16 protein-coding genes are annotated in these 21,882 nt (G+C 44.6%); 11 read left to right on the top strand and 5 right to left on the bottom strand.

Annotation, left to right across the window (positions count from 1 at the left end; genetic code table 11):
- Positions 1–15 precede the first annotated feature (15 nt).
- Positions 16–1,890, bottom strand: coding sequence for an MOSC N-terminal beta barrel domain-containing protein (locus ACYFDN_RS03315; RefSeq protein WP_483509979.1), 1,875 nt, complete (start codon positions 1,888–1,890; stop codon positions 16–18).
- Positions 1,891–2,199: 309 nt separating this feature from the next.
- Between ACYFDN_RS03315 and ACYFDN_RS03310 the strand changes: the two genes are divergently transcribed.
- The 3 genes from ACYFDN_RS03310 to dinB all read left to right on the top strand — a co-directional run bounded on the left by ACYFDN_RS03310 (position 2,200) and on the right by dinB (position 5,382).
- Positions 2,200–3,513, top strand: a complete 1,314-nt coding sequence (locus ACYFDN_RS03310) for a choice-of-anchor L domain-containing protein (protein ID WP_483509978.1) — start codon at positions 2,200–2,202, stop codon at positions 3,511–3,513.
- Between the two features lie 54 nt (positions 3,514–3,567).
- The gene (locus tag ACYFDN_RS03305) at positions 3,568–4,167 is read left to right on the top strand and encodes a peptidoglycan-binding domain-containing protein (protein WP_483509977.1); all 600 of its coding nucleotides are present in this window, start codon (positions 3,568–3,570) and stop codon (positions 4,165–4,167) included.
- A gap of 120 nt (positions 4,168–4,287) precedes the next feature.
- Positions 4,288–5,382, top strand: a complete 1,095-nt coding sequence (gene dinB / locus ACYFDN_RS03300; protein ID WP_483509976.1) for a DNA polymerase IV — start codon at positions 4,288–4,290, stop codon at positions 5,380–5,382.
- 192 nt (positions 5,383–5,574) lie between these two features.
- On the opposite strand, the gene ACYFDN_RS03295 is transcribed toward dinB, so the two are convergent.
- Together ACYFDN_RS03295 and ACYFDN_RS03290 are read right to left on the bottom strand one after the other, a co-directional pair.
- Entirely contained in the window at positions 5,575–6,957 is a 1,383-nt protein-coding gene (locus ACYFDN_RS03295) for an SPFH domain-containing protein (RefSeq protein ID WP_483509975.1), read from the bottom strand.
- Positions 6,958–7,162: 205 nt separating this feature from the next.
- Positions 7,163–8,623: an aminoacyl-histidine dipeptidase gene (locus tag ACYFDN_RS03290; protein ID WP_483509974.1), complete on the bottom strand. Its 1,461-nt coding sequence runs from the start codon at positions 8,621–8,623 to the stop codon at positions 7,163–7,165.
- Positions 8,624–9,028: 405 nt separating this feature from the next.
- Between ACYFDN_RS03290 and ACYFDN_RS03285 the strand changes: the two genes are divergently transcribed.
- The 7 genes from ACYFDN_RS03285 (at position 9,029) to ACYFDN_RS03255 (ending at position 18,498) form a co-directional block, all read left to right on the top strand.
- A complete protein-coding gene (locus ACYFDN_RS03285; RefSeq protein ID WP_483509973.1) occupies positions 9,029–10,318 on the top strand; it encodes an NCS2 family permease in 1,290 nt (429 codons plus the stop codon).
- Between the two features lie 96 nt (positions 10,319–10,414).
- On the top strand, positions 10,415–11,644 hold the full coding sequence (locus tag ACYFDN_RS03280; RefSeq protein ID WP_152781569.1) for an alpha/beta hydrolase: 1,230 nt from the start codon (positions 10,415–10,417) through the stop codon (positions 11,642–11,644).
- Between the two features lie 76 nt (positions 11,645–11,720).
- Complete coding sequence (gene crl, locus ACYFDN_RS03275) at positions 11,721–12,116, top strand: sigma factor-binding protein Crl (protein WP_016402229.1); 396 nt, start codon at positions 11,721–11,723, stop codon at positions 12,114–12,116.
- Between the two features lie 106 nt (positions 12,117–12,222).
- Positions 12,223–13,332, top strand: coding sequence for a glutamate 5-kinase (proB, locus tag ACYFDN_RS03270; RefSeq protein ID WP_221074250.1), 1,110 nt, complete (start codon positions 12,223–12,225; stop codon positions 13,330–13,332).
- A 10-nt stretch (positions 13,333–13,342) separates the two neighbouring features.
- Complete coding sequence (locus ACYFDN_RS03265; RefSeq protein ID WP_472591437.1) at positions 13,343–14,596, top strand: glutamate-5-semialdehyde dehydrogenase; 1,254 nt, start codon at positions 13,343–13,345, stop codon at positions 14,594–14,596.
- Positions 14,597–14,664: 68 nt separating this feature from the next.
- Complete coding sequence (locus tag ACYFDN_RS03260; RefSeq protein ID WP_483509972.1) at positions 14,665–15,192, top strand: SixA phosphatase family protein; 528 nt, start codon at positions 14,665–14,667, stop codon at positions 15,190–15,192.
- A gap of 891 nt (positions 15,193–16,083) precedes the next feature.
- Positions 16,084–18,498 carry a beta-mannosidase gene (locus tag ACYFDN_RS03255; RefSeq protein WP_483509971.1) on the top strand — a complete coding sequence of 805 codons (2,415 nt, stop codon included), beginning with the start codon at positions 16,084–16,086 and terminating at the stop codon, positions 18,496–18,498.
- 5 nt (positions 18,499–18,503) lie between these two features.
- Here ACYFDN_RS03255 and ACYFDN_RS03250 read toward each other — a convergent pair whose 3' ends face one another.
- Positions 18,504–19,349, bottom strand: coding sequence for a LysR family transcriptional regulator (locus ACYFDN_RS03250; protein WP_483509970.1), 846 nt, complete (start codon positions 19,347–19,349; stop codon positions 18,504–18,506).
- Between the two features lie 133 nt (positions 19,350–19,482).
- Between ACYFDN_RS03250 and ACYFDN_RS03245 the strand changes: the two genes are divergently transcribed.
- On the top strand, positions 19,483–20,205 hold the full coding sequence (locus tag ACYFDN_RS03245; RefSeq protein WP_016402222.1) for an SDR family oxidoreductase: 723 nt from the start codon (positions 19,483–19,485) through the stop codon (positions 20,203–20,205).
- Positions 20,206–20,279: 74 nt separating this feature from the next.
- On the opposite strand, the gene exaC is transcribed toward ACYFDN_RS03245, so the two are convergent.
- The gene (exaC, locus tag ACYFDN_RS03240) at positions 20,280–21,800 is read right to left on the bottom strand and encodes an acetaldehyde dehydrogenase ExaC (protein ID WP_016402221.1); all 1,521 of its coding nucleotides are present in this window, start codon (positions 21,798–21,800) and stop codon (positions 20,280–20,282) included.
- Positions 21,801–21,882 lie beyond the last annotated feature (82 nt).

Genomic DNA, 21,882 nt, shown 5'->3' with positions numbered 1-21,882 from the left:
ATGATTAGATTTTTGCTAATCCTGAGTAATGCAGACATCCCCTTTGGGAATACAGCTACAACTCAAGATATAGCCTTGTTGTTTTTCATCGTCGGTTAATCCGCTATCTTCTAATACTTCAACTTCACCACTTTGCAGCTTAACTTTGCAGCTGCCACAAAAGCCGCCACGACAAGAGTAAGGTAAGTTTAGGCCTGCTTGTTCTGCTTGCTCTAATAAGTTTTGCTGATTGTTGCCTTGAAGGTAGGTATCCCAACTGTCGAATAAAATATTCAGCGCTTTAGTCTCTGAAGTCGTTGTTGGGTGATGACCAAAGCTCTCTTCGTAATAATCGTCTTCATGTAAACCTAAGGCTAACAGTTGTTCTTTAGCGCTTTGCATAAAGGTTTGCGGGCCACATACATAAACAGCGCGTTGTTCTAAATCTGCTACATCCATTAACATGCCTCGGTTTAGGCGACCTTGATAGCCTTGCCAGTTTTCAGGGGCTTGTTGGGTGAGTGTATAGCGGATACTGCAGTGACTAAAGCTTTGGCTAAGTAGCGCTAGCTCTTGCTTGGCAATGAGGTCATTTTCACTATGAGCACTATGCAAAAACACGATGTCGCGGTCGATATTCAAATCACTTAAATAGCGCATCATCGACAACATAGGGGTAATACCGCTGCCGGCGGAGAGTAAAAGTAATTTGGCGTTGCTGCTTTGCTTAACATGAAAATCGCCATCGGGAGCATGGGCTTTTAAGCTCATGTTTGGCTTGAGGGTATCATGAAGCCAGTTAGACACTTGGCCATTAAGCACCCGTTTAACGGTAATGGCTAAGCGTTGTGGGCGAGTAGGAGAGCTAGAAAGCGTGTAGTTGCGGCGCAGTGGCTTTCCGTCAACTTCAAACTCGAAGCCTATATATTGGCCAGGCAAATATTCACTCAAGGTTTGCTCGGGGGCCTCAAAGATAAAGGTTTTTACATCGTGAGTTTCTTGTTTTACTGCTAAACAACGTAACTCAAGTGCCTCACCTTGTTGCCACTGTTGTTTGTCTGGGGAAGTTTGGCTTCGTTTATTTACGTTTTCTGGGTAACGCTCTGGTGTGCGAGTTTCAAGCACTTCTACTGGGTCGTATAAGCTAATATTTCCGCTGTTAAGCGCCACAACATTCTGCCCAAAATAAAGATTGCCGTCTTCACCTTGGCGATACTTAGCTAGAGTACTAAGTGGTTCTTTGTTGGCATCAAACTCACCAGTGCGCTGGTCAAGGGTGGTAAATACACAACGTGAGCAAGGGTTTTGCACTTCAAATTCTACTTCACCAATCTTAAAGCGCTTCCAGCCGTCCTCGGCAAAGGCTTCAGTATTTTTAACCACTAAGTTAGGGCGAAATTGTTCCATGCTGTGCTTGGTGGTAGAGCGCAGGTTCAAGTCTTCGAGTGATGCTTCTGAGATCAGTAACAGTGGGTAACCATCGGCAAATGCAACTTGGGTTTCACGCTGTTTTACCAAACGAGATGAATGTTCACCAAAAAATACTAAATGGCATTTTTCCCCCAAATAGCGACTAAACCATTGGTCGTAAGATTCACTGCAATGCTGGGCTTGCACTGTATCTTTCCAAATCATTATCTCTTTGTAGTGACTAGAGAACTCGGCATATTGTATCGCTAAGTTTGGCATGTTCTCTGCTCTTAGCTGCAAACCGGTTTGGGTAAGCGCAGCATGAACTTGAGCCAGCTTTGGGTGAGTACGTGCGGTAATTTGTTTGCCATCCGGTTGGCAAACCACAAAGCGCCGGTCAAAGGCTAAGCCATGCTCTTCAACAAAGGCATGATTTAGATGAATACCTGCGGTTGACTTAATCGGATAAACACTTAATTGACTAACACGAGCATCATTCACTGCTTGAGCTTCCTTTTGCCTATTTAATCTAGCAATAGTACTCAAGCAAAGGCTTGGTAGCTAGGGTGTTCAGCAAAAAACGAGCTACGTTTTCGCCACCTCACCTTAACCACCGGGTCACGAGCTAAAGTGTAATTATATTATAAATGAATCTGTCAGTTTTATTTACAATCAACCCAAGAACTTAGCTGTTATAAAAAACTATTTATATATTTATCATTGCCTTATCTTTATGTCTTCAGCTGGCGTGCTTTTTGCTCACTAAATAGACTTTTAAGTTCACTCGTTATTTAAGGAAGGGAAGCTGTCATGAACAAAAAAGTTTTGCAGGCCTCGCTGGTTTCGTTAGCGATTGGATCGCTCTATGCGCCTATGGCCTCTGCTATCGTTATAACAGAAAGTTTTGATGCAATGGAGCTAGCTGAATCTTTGTTAGTTCCTGATTCAAGTATTGTTATCAATTCGGCGACTTTGTCTCAATCTGGTCTTGGGCAAGCTGGTACTTTCACCAATGAGTCTGGCGTATATGGTATTCCCTCGGAAGGCGGAGTGGTTCTTAGCTCTGGTTTAGTTAAATCGTATGAGGATGGGCCAAATACTGACAGTGGGTTTACCGGAAGTTTTGACACTGCAGCAACTGCTGAGCAAAACGCAATGTTAACCCCTTTAACGGGTATTCAAGGCCATTTTGATCCGGTGCAGTTAGATATTAGCTTCACGGTAAATTCAGTCGACCCTACCACATTGACTTTTTTCGGGGTATTTGGCTCTGAAGAGTGGCCGGAGTTTGTTGGTGGTACTGTCACCGATGGCTTTGGCTTATTTTTAAATGGTGAAAATATCGCAGGAGCCTTACCCACCGGTTCTAGTGCAGGTGACCCTTTGTTACCTATCAATATTGACCATCCAGATATGAGTGACATTCGAGGTACTGAGCTTGATGGTGTACTAGCACCAAACGGCAATCCGCAGTTGCGTTTTGATGCTCCAGTACAGCCAGGGGTAAACACCTTTACTTTCATTTTGGCTGATGCCGGCGATAGCGTGTTAGATACGACTATCTTCTTAAGTAGCTTTGGTGAATTAGGCGAATCTGAATTTGTGCCGATTTTGCCGGATCCGAGTAACCCTACTGATGAAAATGGTGCCTTTGTATTTGACCTACCCGAGGTACAAAGTGGTGAAACGATTTGGATCGACCCTGATGTAGCAGCTGGTTATGTCTACTCTACTGATGGTATGTTTGCTTCAGTTACCGCACCTTCATTAGCTTCGGTGAATGACCCAGATGGTTACGTGATTGAGTTTTTGTTTGAAGGAGTATTGCAGCAAATTGCATTAGCAGCAGGAGAAACGTTTGAGTTTGGTATCAACTTTGATCCTGTAAGTACCTTCACCTTAAGCGGCATTAACTTAGATCTTGGCTTGGATCCTACCAGTCCACTGGCATTTGTTACCGGTTTGTCTTTTGTCGAAACGGGCAGCTTCCAAGTATCGCAGCTACCCGTTACGGTATTTGTTCCAGATAACAACAGTGTGCCAGAGTCGCCAACGTTATTTATGTTTGGTCTAGTTATGGCATTTTGGGCTGGACGAAAAAAACTCAGTGCTTATTATAAATAGTATTGTTTTTAAAAGCCTAAGTGAAAACTTAGGCTTTAATCTTTTTGGGGTGTCATGAAACATATACTAATAGTTGTTTGGTCGATTGCGGTGTTTATTAGCAGCAGTGCATTGGCTGCTGACGATTCTGGTAAATTTGCTGCAAAAGGCGCCGCAAGAAAAAGCTGTAGTGACTTTACTCAAAGCGCTCAACAGAAAAATTCTGATTACTTACTTTATGGTGGTTGGTTAGAAGGTTACGTGACTTCTTACAATCAATTTCAGCCCTCAAACTATGATGTTGTGCCTTGGCAAACTACCGAGTTGTTGTTGGCATTACTGCAGCGTCATTGTAAAGCTAACCCCGATATTAAGTACTTAGACGCAGTAAATAGCTTAATTAAAACGGTGTTTCCAATTCGCTTAGAAAAAGAGAGCCCGTTAGTGCAGGTCTCTGTGGCCGATGCAAACTCTTATTATTATGTAGAGATTTTGCAGCGAGCTAAGCAGCGTTTAAAGTTTTTAGGGTATTACAATACCTCGGTTGATGGCTCAGTATTTACCCCATTGGATGTGGAAGTATTTGTTAAGTATCAAAAAGACATCGGCATTCCGCAAACGGGTATTCCCGACCAATTTACCCTGTCTAATTTATTCCTTAAAAAGACCCAATAACACAATTCAATTGTTTACCAAATAGAGCCACTTTACTTTAGAAGGAAAGTGGCTCTGTTACTTTGAATTTTTAGTAAAATATCGCATACTGTGTTTATATACAGTTTTGAGGCGATAGCTGTGGCAGATTTACAGCCAATACAACGTAAAATAATCCATGTTGATATGGACTGTTTTTATGCGGCTGTTGAAATGCGAGACCAGCCAGAGCTAGCCAATGTTCCTTTGGCTGTAGGCGGGATGCGCAGCGGTCGCGGGGTGTTGACTACTTGTAACTACCTTGCGCGTGAATATGGTGTTCGCTCAGCTATGCCAACCCATAAAGCCTTGCAGCTTTGCCCTCATTTGGTATTGGTGCCTCCACGCATGCAGGTTTACCAAGAAGTGAGTAAACAAGTACAAGGCATTTTTCATGAATACGCCGATGCTATCGAGCCGCTGTCTTTGGATGAAGCTTACCTAGATGTAAGTAATAGTGAGGCCTGCAAAGGCTCGGCCACACTCATCGCTGAACAAATCCGCCAAGATATTTTTGCTAAAACAGGTCTAACAGCATCTGCTGGTGTAGCGCCTGTGAAGTTTTTAGCCAAAATCGCCTCAGATTTAAACAAACCCAATGGCGTATATGTCATTAAACCGCAGCAAGTCAGTGAGTTTATCGAGACCTTAGCGCTTGAAAAAATTTCAGGTGTTGGCAAGGTGAGCATTGAGAAGCTGCATCATCAAGGTTTGTATACCGGCGGTGATGTTCGCCGTGCAGATAAAGACAAGTTAAAGCAGCTATTTGGTAAATTTGGCGAGATGTTGTGGCTGCGTTGTCAGGGGGTAGACGAGCGCGCTGTAAGTAACGATCGTAAGCGAAAATCGGTGGCGGTAGAGCGCACCTTTGCTAAAGACGAAGGTAACCAAGCTATTTTGGTAGAACGCTTGTTAGCCTTGCTGCCTGAGCTTAAGCGGCGCAGTGAAAAGCACTTAAAGCAAGCCAAGATGAATAAACTTGGGGTGAAAGTAAAATTTGCAGATTTTCAACAAACTACCAAAGAACAACAGTGTCAGCATATTGATGAGTCGGCATTATTGGAGTTGTTTGAAGAGGCGCTTGCTAGAGGGAAGGGAAAGGCGGTGCGGCTAATTGGTTTGCATATTGGTTTGGCTTATGAGCAGCAAAACCAGTCACCACAACTGGTTTTGCCGTTTGAATCGTTAACTACTTAACCTGAACTCGGGATAAGGAAGTGACGATAGCTTTGCAACCAAGTACTTAATCTAGTGTCATGTTTCTGTCGAGATAGTTTTGCTTAGTTCAAGGCGAAGCTGCGCGTCAATAGCTAGCCTATTGCAAGCATCTTCAACACCGAAATAAGTAAAAATAGCCGCTAGAAACCAGTTTATTATCCCGAGCTTAGGTTATTTAGTAAGGTCTCGGTCATAACTAAGTCGTTTAGCTGCATCTAAAGTTAACATTTGCATAAACGCTCGCGTTTCAGCGTCGCTGCCTGAGGGTGTTCCTGATTGACTACCTGCGCCAAAAACGTTTGTAGGTACGTTACGTTTTGCAAAGGCTTCTGCCCAAAGCGCTTGAATCTTTACTTCCGCTTCTAGTTTCTGAGCTAAGGCGTTATCCGCTTCAAGAATTACCCGCTTTTGATAGGCTTCTGCTTCTGCCAAGGTTCGTTTGGTTTCAGCTTCGATACGGGCTTTTTCTAGGTCGATTTCAGCCGTTTCTTTAGAGATCTCTGCCTGAGCCTTTAACTTCTCTGCATTGGTGATAGCAAGCTGTTTGTCGGTTTGCGCTTCGGTGGTTTTTTGAATCTGCTCAACCTTTGCTTGAGCTTGACGCTCTGCGACTTCACGTTCACCACGAGCAATGGCGAGTAGTCGTTGCTCTTCCTCTTGAACTCGCTGCTCGCGAGCAATGGCTCGGTCTGCTGAGGCTTTTTGTTTGAGCTGCATACGCTCAATAAACTTGGCATTCGGGCGCATATCGGTCACTAATGCTGATACTACCGTTACGCCAAAATCGGTGAAGCGCTGGGACTTACGCATCGGTAAGCCGTTTGTATCTAGTACTTTGTTCACCACAAATACTGTTTTGCTATCGTCACCATATTCTTCTTGGTCGGTGCCCAGAGCGGCGTTGGCAGTGCCTGTAGACTGTTTTGAGTGTATGGTGATTTCTTCACGTTTAACTAAGAAAATACCGCTACTCATTTGGTTTTCAAACTCTGAGTTGAATTCAGTTCTTCCGCCTGCATAGTATTCTTCGGCTGCCATTAATGAAGCATTTGCTTGCAAGGTTTCTTTAAAGGCTGGTATCAGTGCGGTACGTAATAAGTTTTCCGGCGATCTAAATTCATGGGCCAGTTTTAAGAAAGATTCATGGTCGGCAGGAATCGAAAAACGCACGGTGGCTTCGGCATGAGCGTCTACTTGGTCTAAGAACATAATGCTCATTGGCGGAAGGCTAGCTGAGGAGTTGTCAGAGTCTTTTTCCGCGCGGATAGAGTTTGTAGCAGCACCCGATAAAGACTGCACGGTCATTGCTCTCTTCCATGAGTTGTAACGGCCAAAAGGATAAAACTTATAACCAACTTCAGTGACTACCGCTTCATTACCGGTAACAGTTCTAACGTGGTATATGTAACCCGGTTCTGCATAGAAAAATGAGTTACTTAAGGTGTAGCCTAATCCCGCGAGGGCTAGCAAAATGAAAACAAACTTAAAGTTAAATTGAAATCCACCTTTTTTTAGCTTGTTTAGGCTATCTAGGGCTTTTTTCTGCACTGGCATTGGTTTCAGCCATTGTTAGTTCCTTCTAAATCAATGTTTACACTAAAAATTAAAGGCTGCGATATTAGCACAGCTCGCCGTCTTGTTGAGGGCAATATTAATAATTTAATAAACAGAGTTTTGGAACTATAACTCGCTGGAGGAGAGCTTTGATATATAAGGCAAACTGGCAGAGAAACCAGTTTGCCTTCTTAAACAGAATTTACTATTTAGTTGGGATGTTTTTCAGCACACTGAGTAGTAGTTGCCAGTATTTTTCTACAGCGGCAATTTCTACTTTCTCATCAGGGCTATGTGGGAACTTAATGGTAGGGCCAAAAGAAGCCATGTCCCATTCTGGGTAAGCACTTTTAAATAAGCCACATTCTAAGCCCGCATGAATCACCATCACATTTGGGCACTTGCCAAATAGCTCTTGGTAGCTTTGCTGAACGACGTTTTTCATTACCGAGTTAGCTTCTGGTTTCCAGCCTGGGTAGGCGCCAGTGTGGCTAATCTTAGCGTTGGTTAAACTGAACAGTGACGCTAAGCTCGCTTCAACTTGTAAACGGCTTGAATCAATGAGCGAACGCACTAATATTTTTGCATCAATGGTTGATTCTGTTTGGCTAATTACGCCAAGGTTAAGTGAGGTTTCTACTACACCGGTAACCGTTTGGCTCATGCTTACAACGCCGTTGGTGCAGGCATTTAAGCTGGCTATAATTTGTTGAGATAAGCTAGTGTTCAAGCTTGTCTCTGGAGTAGCAACCTGCTGGCTAGTAATGCTTAAAGCTGTTTCAACTAGCCCAAACTCGTCAACTATCTCAAGGGTTTGTGCTTCGATAACCTGCTCAAGCTCTGGGTGTTTTGCTGCGTTAAACACCAATTTACAGCTGGCTTCGCGAGGAATCGCATTGCGCAGGCTTCCGCCTTGTATCTCGCAAATGATTGGCTCAATGCCTTGCTGTTGCATGGCTGCCAGTAAACGCACTAATAATTTGTTGGCATTGGCGCGGCCAGTATCAATGTCGCAACCCGAGTGACCGCCTTTTAAGCCTTTAATGCTTAATTCAATGGCTAATTGATTGCTTTGGGTTGCTTGGTACTCAAGAGGAAAGCTCACGTTGGTATCGCCGCCACCGGCACAGCCCATGTAAACTTCACCTTCTTGCTCGGAGTCGGTGTTGATTAGCAGTTTACCTTCAAGCACACCAGCTTGCAGACCAAAGGCGCCAGTCATACCCGCTTCTTCATCAATGGTAAATAAGGCTTCAATAGGGCCGTGAGTGATGTCGTTACTGGTTAAAATGGCCAATATAGATGAGCCGCCAATGCCGTTATCTGCGCCCAGCGTTGTGCCTTCAGCGGTAACCCATTCGCCATCGATATAAGGGCGAATAGGATCTTTGGTAAAGTCGTGTTGGGTATCATTATTGGCTTGCGGCACCATGTCTAGGTGAGCTTGCAGTATTACGCCTTGGCGATCTTCCATGCCTGCGGTGGCAGGTTTTTTAATAATTACGTTGCCCACTTCATCTTGAAAATGTTCAAGTTGGTGTTCGGCAGCTAAACCCATTACCCAGTCAATCATTGCTTGTTCGTGCTTAGAGGGGTGGGGGATAGAACACATTGTTTCGAAGTGTTGCCATAAACCCTGGGGATGTAGTGAAGATAGTGTAGACACAAAGCCACCTTTTAAACTGTATTACTAGAATTAATAGAACTCTAGCAGCTCAAAACTGTGAATATAAGTCTGTTAATGTGCTTTTTGGTGGAATAATTGTTTGGGCGCAATAAATCATCTCTTTAACTAATGGTTTTGTTACTAGTGGCTAGCATGATAATCACTATCAAGAAAGCATCAAAATTCCCATATAAACTAAATAATTACCGCATTTCGAAGCATATTAACGTTATGAGTTGGTGATTTTAGCTTTTTTTGCTGATCTAGCGCAGGTTGGTTGCATCATCAGGTAGCTTCTTAGATTTGGGATGAATATAATGCCTCGCGATTTCTGCTAGCAGCATAATGGAATGCCTGTTAGTGGCCCAAAATAACCAACTGTCTGTCCAAGGAACATACGCCGTTATGTTAGAGAAACTATTTAAGCTAAAAGAGCACGGAACCAATGTGCGCACAGAGGTCATTGCAGGTTTAACCACCTTCTTAACCATGGCCTACATTATCTTTGTTAACCCTAGCATGCTTGCTGCCACCGAGATGGATCAAGGTGCAGTTTTTGTTGCAACCTGTTTGGCTGCGGCCATTGGCTGTTTCATTATGGGCTTGTACGCTAATTACCCAATTGCTCAAGCGCCAGGCATGGGCTTAAATGCCTTTTTTACCTATGGCGTTGTACTAGGCATGGGCCACACATGGCAGGTTGCTTTAGGTGCCGTGTTCTTGTCGGGTGTTATCTTCATTTTGCTAAGCCTATTTAAAGTGCGTGAGTGGATTATTAACTCGATTCCGCAAACTTTACGTGTAGGTATTGCTGCAGGTATTGGTTTATTCCTTGGTTTTATTGCGCTTAAAAACGCAGGTATTGTGGTTGATAACCCAGCTACCTTAGTAAGTTTAGGCAAAGAAAACCCGCACCAGATGATTCTGGCTGCTTTAGGTTTCTTTTTAATCATTGGTCTTGAATACCGTAAGGTAAAAGGCGGTGTATTAATTTCTATTTTGGCGATTACGGTACTGTCTATTGTATTGGGTTACACTCAATATGGCGGCATTGTTTCTATGCCACCAAATCCAGCGCCTACCTTCTTGCAGTTAGATATTATGGGGGCCTTAGATGTCACCATGATTAGCGTTATTTTTGCCTTCTTATTTGTAGATTTGTTCGATACCGCAGGTACCTTAACTGCAGTTGCCCAGCGCGGAAACTTGCTTGATGAGAAAGGCCGTTTACCTAATCTTAAGAAAGCGTTGATGGCAGACTCTAGTGCCACTATCGCCGGTTCTCTATTAGGTACTTCAAGTACAACTTCTTACATCGAAAGTGGCGCAGGTGTTGAAGCCGGTGGCCGTACTGGCTTAACAGCTGTGGTTGTGGGCGTTTTGTTTATTCTTGCTCTATTGTTCTCGCCGCTGGCGGGCATGATCCCAGCTTACGCGACAGCTGGCGCACTGTTCTATGTGTGTACTTTAATGCTGTCGGGCTTAATTAATGTAGATTGGACTGACCTTACTGAAGCGGCTCCAGCAGCGATTGTGGCTATCTTAATGCCATTGTCGTTCTCTATCGCAGACGGTATTGCATTAGGCTTTATTTCTTACGCGGTTATTAAGTTACTAGCTGGCCGCTACAAAGAAGTACCACTAAGTGTTTGGGTACTGGCTGCTGTATTTGTACTTAAGTTTGCGTTCTTCTAAAGCTTAGTCATTTAGAATGCATCCTAAGCCGTCACATAGTGGCGGCTTTTTTTTGTGATATATTTTATAAGTTGATAAGCAAGTGAGTAGGTTGTTTTGAAAGAAAATCTGTCGGAAGTATTGTTTAAACCTCGTATTAATGTGGTGGAAACATCCACCGTGTCTAACTCGAGCGCGGCTCAATTAAGCGCTGTAGGCCAAGAAGAAGGTCGCAACTGGTACCGTATCTTGCGCAGAGAATACTGGGCTTGGTTAGGCTTAGATCCTATCGAAACAGAAAGCCTGTTTGCAGATATCGCAATGTGCGATAAGCCGCGCACTAGCGAGTTGCTCGATACCATTGGCGGTTACCAGCCGGGCAACTGGAACTACGAATGGATGCAACGTGCAGTTAAACACCAAATTTCAGCTAAAGATGCCGAGCAAAATGGTCAGCGAGATAAAGCCTATCAAGAATTCTTACTCGCTAGCTATAGCGCTACTATTGCTGCCTACCCACATTTTAAGGGCGATGATTTAGTTGCTTCTGCTCATGCTTTAGCTCACAGCAATTTAATGGCTGCTACAGAGCAAAGTAAATATGAGTGTAAAACCATAAACGTACCGATAGACGGTAAACAAGTTGCTTGTTATTTGCACCTTCCAGATACCGACTCTGTAAAACCAGTGGTGATGGTGAGTGGAGGCTTAGACACCATTCAAACTGAGCTTTACCCGTTTTTTGAACGCTTCTTAGCGCCTGCAGGTATTGCCATGTTAACCGTAGACATGCCAGGAGCGGGGCATTGCCTTAACTGGAAGCTACAACAAGATAGCAGCCGTATTCACTTGGCTATATTAGATCACTTGCCAAAGGTGCCCTGGGTCGATGATGCGCGTGTTGCCATGCTGGGTTATCGCTTTGCCGGTAACGTAGCTGCTCGCTTAGCTTTTGTTGCCGCCGAGCGTTTGCGCGCAGTGGTAACTATTGGCGCACCAGTAGATAGGTTATTTAGTGATATCCAGCGATTTAATAACTTACCGCAAATGTATCAAGATTGTTTAGCTAATCGCAGTGGCGTGAATGCTTCAAATACTGAAGGACTCTATTATCGCTGTATGCCTTTGTCCTTGAAAACTCAGGGTATACTTGGCGGGCCAAGAACAAAGTTGCCAATGTTTGTGGTTGGCCGTAAAAATGACGCAATATGCCCAGAAACCGATGTTTCTTTGCTTAGTATGGCTTCGCCAAATTGCAAGGTTGAAGTGCTGAAAGAGCTTGATTCACTACAAAATTACAATCAGATCTTCACTAAGGTCACGCATTGGCTACAAAAGCAATTGTGATTTAGCTTAATTGTGGTCATTATGGACATACGGTACGTTATACAAACTATTGTCCTACTGTGGAGAGATTAAGCGCATGGAAGTGACTTGGCCAAGCCATGGAAAGTTAACATCGAGATTTACGGCCATGGGTCCGTATTTTCGTAAAGAACACAGCAGCAAAGAAATGTACTTTTTTGATTGCCTTGCCTCTTGTGTAAGCTCTAAACCTGCAGCTGATGAACGCGAGTTTTATGGCTGGTGGTTTGAATTACGGGTAAACGAAGACAGTTTTGAATATCACTACTGGTTTGGTTTATACGACAAGCAAGGCGAATGGCAGGAAGGTACCATTCCAAGTAAACACCAAACAGAAGTGCAACAGTCACTAGAGGTGTTTTATCAAAAGCTGCTGGATACACTGCAAAAGTTGGAGTTAGACCTAAGCGCTGCCCCCTCTTTGTCCCCCAATTTAGCTCTCCCGGCAGCGTAAGCCGAAGAGTTCCCCAAAAAAAATGGCGCACAGGCTCTGTGCGTCGGTTTAATATCAGGTAGAATACTCGCTTTGCATTTTAGCCGAGTTGGAATAGTAAAATAGCATGTCGAAGCAAACCATCGTCGTTAAGTTAGGCACCAGTGTGTTAACCAGCGGCACGTCTAAACTTGACCGCGCTCATATGATAGAGCTGGTACGCCAATGCGCGCTGCTACGAAAGGCGGGTCATCAACTTATTGTGGTTACTTCTGGAGCCATTGCCGCCGGTCGCGAGCACTTATCGCTAACCCATGGCAATATCGCGCCCACCATTGCTAATAAGCAAATGCTTGCTGCAGTTGGGCAAAGCCGGCTCATTCAAGTATGGGAAAGCCTATTTAGCATCTACGATATTCATGTAGGCCAAATGCTGTTAACTCGCGCCGATTTAGAGGACCGCGAGCGTTTCCTTAACGCTAAAGACATGCTTAAAGCGCTACTTAATCACGGTATTGTGCCTATCATCAACGAAAATGACGCGGTAGCCACTGCAGAAATTAAAGTGGGTGATAACGACAATTTGTCGGCGCTAGCGGCTATTTTAGGCGAAGCAGACAAACTATTATTGCTAACCGACCAACCTGGTCTGTTTACTGCCGATCCGCGTAATAACCCGGATGCAAAACTCATTGAAGAAGTGGCCGAGATTGATGCCTCTATTCGCTCTTTAGCGGGCGATAGTGTAAGCGGTTTAGGGACTGGTGGCATGGCAACTAAACTGCAAGCCGCCGAAATAGCCGGTAGAGCAGGCATTGAAGTAGTAATAGCCGCAGGCCACAGTGAGAACGTAATTACCCGCTTAAGTGAAGGAAAAAGTGTTGGCACTCGTTTCCCGCCAACCAATAGCCCACTAGAAAATCGCAAACAATGGATTTTGGCTGGGCCTCCTCCACATGGCGAGTTAGTATTGGATGACGGCGCATGTAAAGCAGTAGTAGAGCGTGGTTCTAGTTTGCTGCCCAAAGGGATTACCGCGATTAACGGCGAGTTTAACCGCGGCGATGTAGTACGCATTGTAAATCCGCAAGGTGGTGAAATTGCCCGTGGTATTTGCCGCTATCCGGCCAAAGATATGAATTTAATTAAAGGGCTACATTCAGAGCAAATTGATAAGACTCTGGGTTATGGCTACGGATCAGTTGCGGTGCACCGTGACGATTTAGTTTTAAAATAGGAATTGTTAGATGAGCTTACAAACACTTGGTCAACAGGCTAAACAAGCCAGCTTTGATTTGGCCACCTTAAGTACTAGCCAAAAAAACGCAGCCTTGGCGGCAATTGCTGATCAGCTTGAAGCTCAGCAAGAGAGCATTTTAGCGGCTAACAAAATTGATTTAGACGCCGCTCGCCAATCGGGTTTATCTGAAGCTTTACTTGACCGCTTAATGCTAAACAGTGAGCGACTAGCAGGTATTGCTAGCGATGTTCGCAACGTTATTTCGCTTAACGATCCTATAGGTAGCGAAATGGATTGCCGCGTATTAGAAAATGGCCTGCGCCTATCTCGCCGCCGTGTGCCGCTTGGCGTAGTAGGGGTTATTTATGAAGCTCGCCCTAACGTAACTATTGATATCGCAGCGCTATGTTTAAAAACCGGCAATGCCAGTATTTTGCGTGGCGGTAAAGAGACCTTCCACTCAAACATGGCCTTAGTTGCTGTTATTCAATCTGCTTTAGAGCAAAGTGGATTACCAGCGGCTGCGGTTCAATACATCGAAAAGCCTGATCGTGAACTGGTAGCAGAGCTGCTTCGTTTAGACGAATACGTGGATATGATTATTCCACGTGGTGGTGCTGGCCTGCACAAGATGTGTCAGGAGAATAGCACCATTCCGGTGATTATCGGCGGCTTTGGCATTAGCCATATTTACGTTGATAAGTCGGTAGATTTAGCAGCAGCATTAGATGTAATTGAAAACTCTAAAGTGCAGCGTCCATCGGCCTGTAATGCCTTAGACAGCCTGTTAGTTGACCAAAACGTAGCTGCCGAGTTACTGCCAATGCTAGCGGAACGCATGAATAAGGCCTCGGTTAAGTTAGTGGCTACCGAAAACGCCATGGCTGGCTTGGCAAACGCGCAAGACTTACAAGCGGCTGGCGAAGGTGATTTTGATACAGAATGGCTAAGCTACACCTTGGGTGTAAAAGTTGTTGCCGATGTAGAAGAAGCAATCGCTCACATGCGTACGCACAACGCGAGCCATTCTGACGCAATTTTGTCGAATAACTTAAATGCTGTAGAGCGTTTTGTGAATGCTGCGGGCTCTGCCGCTGTTTATGTTAATGCTTCAACCCGTTTCACCGATGGTGCGCAATTTGGCTTAGGTGCCGAAGTGGCAGTATCTACCCAAAAGCTGCATGCTCGCGGCCCAATGGGCTTGGAAGAGTTAACCTCTTACAAGTGGATCGGTATTGGCGACATGTTAGCTCGCCCTTAAGTTTTAATTCACTTATGCTAAAAGCCTGCTTTGCAGGCTTTTTGTTTTTAGAATGCAGGATTATGCGTATGTCTCGCCAACTTTGGTTAATTCGCCATGCTAAATCCAGTTGGGACGATCCAAGTTTAGGTGATAGACAACGCCCCTTAGCAGAGCGCGGCCACAAGGCCGCAAAGCTTATGGCAAGTCACTACGCTAGCCAGTTTTCTCAGCTTGAATTAGTACATTACTCACCAGCTCTGCGTGCCCAGCAAACCTGCGAATATTGGTTAGCACAGCGCAGCCAATACCTTAAAGGCAGTGAGGTAGAGGTCGACCTTCAAATCACTTGTGAAAACAGCCTATATACATTTCGCTGGGCAGATTTGCTGGTACATATTCAAAGCTTGCCTAAGCAAATAAGTAAAATTGCGCTAGTAGGGCATAACCCAGCCTTTGAAGACCTAGTAAACTACTTAACCGGTGAAGACTTAATTAAGTTTCCTACCGCAAGCCTAGCGGTGATTGAGGCTGGTTTAGAGTGGCAGAATTGGAGTGAGCAGAGTGCTTATTTGCGACTGTTTGATACGCCCAAGAAGTTGGCGGCGAAGTTGTAGGCTTGTTTTTGGAGCAAAGCACATCTACAAAGCATCATAAAATGACGAAGAAGTTTGGGTTACATAGGTTTTAGCTTAAAAGATTTAAATTAATCTCGACACTCCAAAAAAGAGTCCTACAAGAATCAAGATAAAATAAGTAGAACCCCATATCCCAACTAGACATTTAGAATAAAACCGAGAACAACCGCGCCACCATTCTAATGAACAATAGCCACAAACCACAATAATTATGTAGGGAAGTAACTTTTGAAAAATAGTGCCACCATGCATTTTAGGCTGTACAAAAATTGCTGCCCATATGTATCCAGTTAAAGAGACAAATATACAACTATATCGATAATACTTATTTTGAACTGATGATATTTTCATAGAGAAACTTAACGCCGTGATCTTGAGGGCTGCTTTAGCGGTTTCCAACTCATTGCTTTGTTAGGAGCTGTGAACATTTTTCTCTATCTCACTAATAGGCATGGGCAAGCCAAGATTTTTAAAAAAGTAAAAATGATTGAGAGGAAATATTCCTTGTTTAATAAAGGAAGTTTTCTTCTTTTCATACAATTAATTAAAATAGACTATCACCTTTCCTAAGTTATATCAGCCACCTAGACCTAAAATTGACAAGAATATCAGCATGGAGGTGTGCAGGCGTCTGTGGAAAATAGTAACTGTCATTTGCTGGTGTATAAACGCAGTGTTTTTGTGGGTGAAGTTATAAGCACAAAGTAAAAAAAACGCGATAACTCTATGACAACTCTCTTGAAACTCTATCAGCCAGTACCGGTAATTTTTGATACCTTCCACAAAGCATTTCTCTATCTCTTGTTCCTGATATCTGCACTACGTAGGCTGCTTATAAATCTTATTTAGTAATGCTTAGTGAGTGCTTAAATGACGCAGATATTCCTAAACCAAGCTTGGCTGTTAAGTTCTCCAGAATACCCAGAGATTAAGGTAGCTTGCCAGATTCCCGGTGATAACCATTCTGCCTTGCTTGAGGCGGGGTTAATTGCCGATCCTTATCAAGCCTGCAATGAAGCAGATGTTCAGTGGGTGGGCCAGGCTAACTGGGTGCTATCTAGCCGCTTTGAGGTAAGTGCTGAGCGGCTCGACAGTGACTTTATCGATTTACATTTAGGTCGTGTCGATACCATTGCCGATATCTATATTAACCAGCATTTAGTTGCGCAATGCGACAATATGTTTCGTTTGTGGTCTTTCAATATTAAGCCTTATTTAAAGGCTGGCAGTAATCAGCTGCAAGTGCGGTTTTCCCGTTCTGATTTAGCCGCAAAGCAACGAGCAAGTACTTTACCCTTTGCCGTCCCATCTTCCATGGGCAACAACCAAATTCCTTATATGAATAGTTTACGCAAGTCGCAGTGCCACGCTGGCTGGGATTGGGGAATTTGTTTGATGGTGAATGGTATCTACGACCCAGTGGAAATTAAGTTCACCAACCAAGCTCGATTGTTAGCTGTGCAAGTTGAGCAGCAGTGGCGTGACAACAGCGTGGATGTGTTGGTTAAGGTTAGTCATGACTCATCTTGCCGCTCACCAATTGATATTCAATTTGCAGAGCATGCCTTGCAAATACAGCCAGCAGCTGATTCATCCATTACTGAGGCCCGATTCCACATTGCGGAGCCACAGCTATGGTGGCCAGCAGGTTATGGTGAGCAGCCTTTATATTCGCTGCAAGTTAAGTTGGCTGAGCAGCTTATTGAGAAAAAGATAGGCTTACGAAAACTAGAGCTAGATACGCGAGCCGATAGCCATGGTTCTGCGATGACCTTTGTGATTAACGATTGCCCCATTACCGCCAAAGGCGCTAACTGGATCCCGCTTGATGCGATGCCATCTAGGCAAACAGCCGAGCGTTATCGCCAGCTATTAACTGATGCTAAAACCGCCAACATGAACATGCTGCGGGTTTGGGGCGGCGGCCAGTACGAGGCTGATGAGTTTTATCAACTGTGTGATGAGTTAGGCTTAATGGTGTGGCAAGACATGATGTTTGCCTGTTCATTGTATCCCAGTACCGATGAGTTTGTGGCAAACGTGCAGCTTGAATTAAGCGACCAAATTCAACGTTTACGTGACCATAGCTGTATTGTGCTGTGGTGCGGCGACAACGAAGTGATTGGTGCAATTAACTGGTACCCAGAATCCAAAGCTAATCGAGAACGTTATGTGGTGAATTACGACAGGCTTAATCGCGCTATTCAACAGACGGTGGAGCAGCACGATGCTAGCCGGGTATTCTGGCCCAGTTCGCCCTGTAATGGCGCATTAGATTATGGCGATGCATGGCATGATGATAGTAAAGGCGATATGCACTTTTGGGATGTTTGGCATTCGGGTAAATCCTTCTCTGCTTACCAACAAATTAAGCCACGTTTTTGCTCTGAGTTTGGTTATCAGTCTTGGCCGTCATTAGCGGAGGTGAAAAGCTTTGTACCGGAAGATGACTGGAATATTTGCTCACCCACTTTTGAAGCGCATCAAAAGAACCCTAGTGGTAATAGCATTATTACCGAGATGTTTACGCGGATGTTCCGCTTTCCGGCAAGCTTTGAACAAATGCTTTATTTGAGCCAAGTGCAACAAGCTCTTGCGATAAAAACGGCTTGTGATTTTTGGCGAGCTAATAGCCCCCAATGTAGAGGAATGCTGTATTGGCAGCTTAATGATAATTGGCCGGTAAGCTCGTGGTCGAGCATCGAATATAGCGGCCGCTGGAAGCAGTTGCACTATCACGCCAAGCGCTTTTTTGCTCCGCAATACCCGAGTTTTATTGAGGATGAGCAGGGTTTAGAACTGCGGATAATGAACGACAGCCCCAAAACCAAATCTATTAAGGTGTACCTACAGCGAGTGAACTGGCAAGGCAAGGTGGAATTTAGCGAGCAGTTGGCCTTAAGCCTTGAGCCAGATGCCAATGTATCAGCGTGGCAATGTGCTAAAGCGCAACTTGATGAGTGGCGTACGCAAGGCTTTTTGATTGTTTCACTCACATGTGAAGGTTCTCGCGTTCAAAATACTTGGGTAGGGGATAGCTACAAAAACTTACCTTTAGCCAAGGCTAAGGTCTCTTGCGCGGTGGATGAAAGTACTAGAACCATTATTTTATTAGCAGATAAACCGGCATTTTTTGTTCATTTAGAAAGTGATGCTCCGGGACGCTTTTCCGATTCAAGCATTACTTTGTTGGCTAATCAGCCGCAAACTATCAAATATTTGGGTGATGACTTTGCATCCATGGTGAGTAGTTTGCGGGTTTACCAGTTGGCTGATAGCTATTAGCTCGTTTAGTTGTTGTTTGGCCATGTGTTTGCCGTATCAATTAATGCGGCTAGCGCAGGTTTAGCACTAGCGCTGGCTTTTATGCATAAACCAATGCTGCGGTACATACGAGGTGCTAGCAGCTTTACTTGCTGTAGTTGCGGCGCTGTTTCGAGCACGCCAGTAGGTAAAAAAGAGATGCCGATGCCTGCATTTACTAGATGTTTAACTTGGGTTTTGTGTTGCGCTTTGGCGACCAAGTTAACTGCAAAGCCTTGTGAAGCCAGCAAACTCAAGGTTTGTTGGTGGGCTTCACATACTACACATTCAATAAAATTGTAGTTGTTTAAAGCTGCAATCTCTACCTGGTTTTGCTGCGCCAGCGGGTGTTGGCGAGGTACGCACAGTACGTAATCTTCTTGCCAAAGTGGAATGAATAGCTCGTCTTCTTGTTTAAACACATCAAGAGTTAGCCTGGCCTGAGCGCTTTTATCTTGGTGATCGAGTAGCTCAAAGTTAAACAATGGCTGTTGGCTTTTACTGTGCTGAATAAACTCCGCCAACAAGCTAGGGCTTAGGTCGTCAAAATTAGCCAGTTTAATCGGCAGGCTGGCCGGTTGCTCAGCAAACAGATTAGACATGCGCTTGAGCTGACCTAGCGTTTGAACGGCCATGGGGTAAAGGTGATGAGCTTGGTCGGTTAAATCAACCCCGCGCTTGTGGCGAATAAACAGCTGAACCCCTAACTCAGACTCAAGCTGTTTAATGGCCGAAGATAGTGATGGCTGAGAGACATAACAGCGCTCGGCGGCGGCTGTCATCGAGCGCTCTTCAAAAACTGCCACAAAGGATCTTAGTAAACGCGCATCCATAATTATTGCCTATAACAACCAAAGGAAATCGATATTTTACACCTATATATAGCAGAACTATAGTTAGCGCCAATAAAGCAGCAAGCGCAAATGTAGCGTCTTGTGGTGGGTTATTTATGTATTGGAGAATCTTATGTCTAAGCCTTTAGTTGTTATTACTGGTGCCAGTTCTGGAATTGGCGAAGCATGTGCAAAAACCTTATCGGCTGCGGGGCATCCGCTGTTATTGGTAGCGCGTCGTATTGAACGATTGGAGGCGCTAAACCTGCCAAATACCCTTTGTCGTAAAGTTGATGTGACCGAGCTTGCCGACTTTGAGCAAGCAATTAAAGATGCCGAAGCCTTGTATGGTCCAGTAGATATGTTGTTAAACAATGCTGGAGTTATGTTATTAGGTGCGGCTCACGAGCAAGCACCTAGCGAGTGGAAAACCATGTTGGACGTAAACGTTATGGGCTTACTTAATGGTATTCACTTGGTATTAGCAGGTATGAAGCAGCGCCAGCAAGGCACTATTATCAACGTGAGTTCAATTGCTGGGCGTAAAACCTTTCCTAGTCATGCTGCGTATTGCGGTACCAAGTTTGCGGTTCATGCTGTAAGCGAGAACATTCGCGAAGAAGTGGCAGGAGATAACGTACGAGTAACCGTGATTGCCCCAGGAGCGGTAGAAACTGAATTGCTTAGCCATACAACCAGCCAAGAGATTAAAGATGGCTATGAAGTATGGAAAGAAGAAATGGGTGGCGTGCTTAATACCCAAAACATTGCCGACGCTGTCGCTTACGCTTATGGCCAGCCGCAAAACGTGTGTATTCGTGAAGTAGTATTAGCCGCCACTGGCCAACCTGCATAGGTATTGTTAGTCATTAAGATAGCAAATAAAAAAAGAGAGCCTAAGCTCTCTTTTTTATGGCTGACTGTTAAAGCTTAAAAGAAGCCCAGTGGGTTAACGTCGTAACTCACCAGTAGGTTTTTGGTATTTTGATAATGAGAAATTGCTACTTGGTGCGTTTCTCTGCCAATGCCCGAGCGCTTGTAGCCGCCAAACGCAGCATGGGCAGGATAGGCATGGTAGCAGTTTATCCATACTCGACCTGCTTCAATTTTACGCCCCATACGCTGCGCCAAGTTCATGTCGCGCGTCCATACTCCTGCGCCAAGGCCATATTCACTATCGTTAGCAATGGCCAGTGCTTCTGCTTCATCTTTAAAGGTGGTAACAGAGATGACTGGGCCGAATATTTCTTCCTGAAATACTCGCATGTCATTAGTGCCTTTTAAGATAGTCGGGCTTACGTAATAGCCGTTATTGTGCTCACCCGGTAAGGCAGCGGTGACACCTCCGGTTAATACCTCGGCACCTTCGTTTTTACCTATCTCTAAATAACTCATAATTCTGTCTAACTGCCCTTTAGAAACCTGAGCGCCAACTTGGGTATTAATATCTAAGGGGTCACCTTGCTTAATGGTTTTCACTCGCTCTAATACCCGCTGCATAAACTTATCGTAAATAGATTCCTGAATTAGTGCGCGTGAAGGGCAAGTACACACTTCGCCTTGGTTGAAAAAGGCTAGAAGTAGGCCTTCAATCACTTTATCCAAATACTCATCTTCGTGGTCCATTACATCGGCAAATATCACATTGGGCGATTTACCGCCTAGCTCTACAGTGGAAGGAATCAGTGAATCTGCCGCGCATTTAAGAATGTGTTGGCCAATTTCGGTAGACCCGGTAAACGCAAGCTTGGCAATACGAGGGCTAATGGCTAAGGCTTGGCCAGCCTCTTCACCAAATCCGTTTACTATGTTCACCACGCCTTTTGGAATAAGGTCTTCGATTAACTCCATTAATACCATAATGGATGCAGGGGTTTGTTCGGCGGGTTTAAGCACCACACAATTACCTGCTGCTAAGGCTGGGCCGAGTTTCCAAGCCGCCATTAACATTGGGAAGTTCCAAGGAATAATTTGACCCACAACGCCTAGTGGCTCGGGGAAGTGATAACTCACAGTGCTGGCATCTAAGTCGGCTGCACCGCCTTCTTGAGCTCGAATACAGCCAGCAAAATAGCGGAAGTGATCAACCACAAGAGGCAGATCGGCATTGAGCGTTTCGCGGATCGCTTTGCCATTTTCCCAAGCTTCGGCCACGGCCAAATACTCAAGGTTCTGTTCAATTCTATCGGCAATGCGCAGCAACATATTTGAACGCTCGGTAACTGAAGTACTTCCCCAGCTTTCTTTGGCTGCATGGGCAGCATCTAAAGCAAGACCGATATCGTCAGCATCTGAGCGGGCCACTTGGCAATAAACCTCACCATTAACCGGAGAAGGGTTATCAAAGTACTGGCCGTTTACTGGCGCTACCCATTCGCCGCCAATAAAGTTGTTGTATTGCTCTTTAAAAGTGATTAACGAACCTTCGGTACCTGGCTGTGCGTAAACCATAGTCAATTCCTTTTTGTTTTGTTATCAATATGTTTCTTGTGAGCGCATTTCGTGACACGCCTGCGCTTTACATAGCAAGTGC

Source organism: Agarivorans sp. D1326 (assembly GCF_056958115.1).
This window is presented reverse-complemented; position numbering and strand designations above follow the sequence as displayed.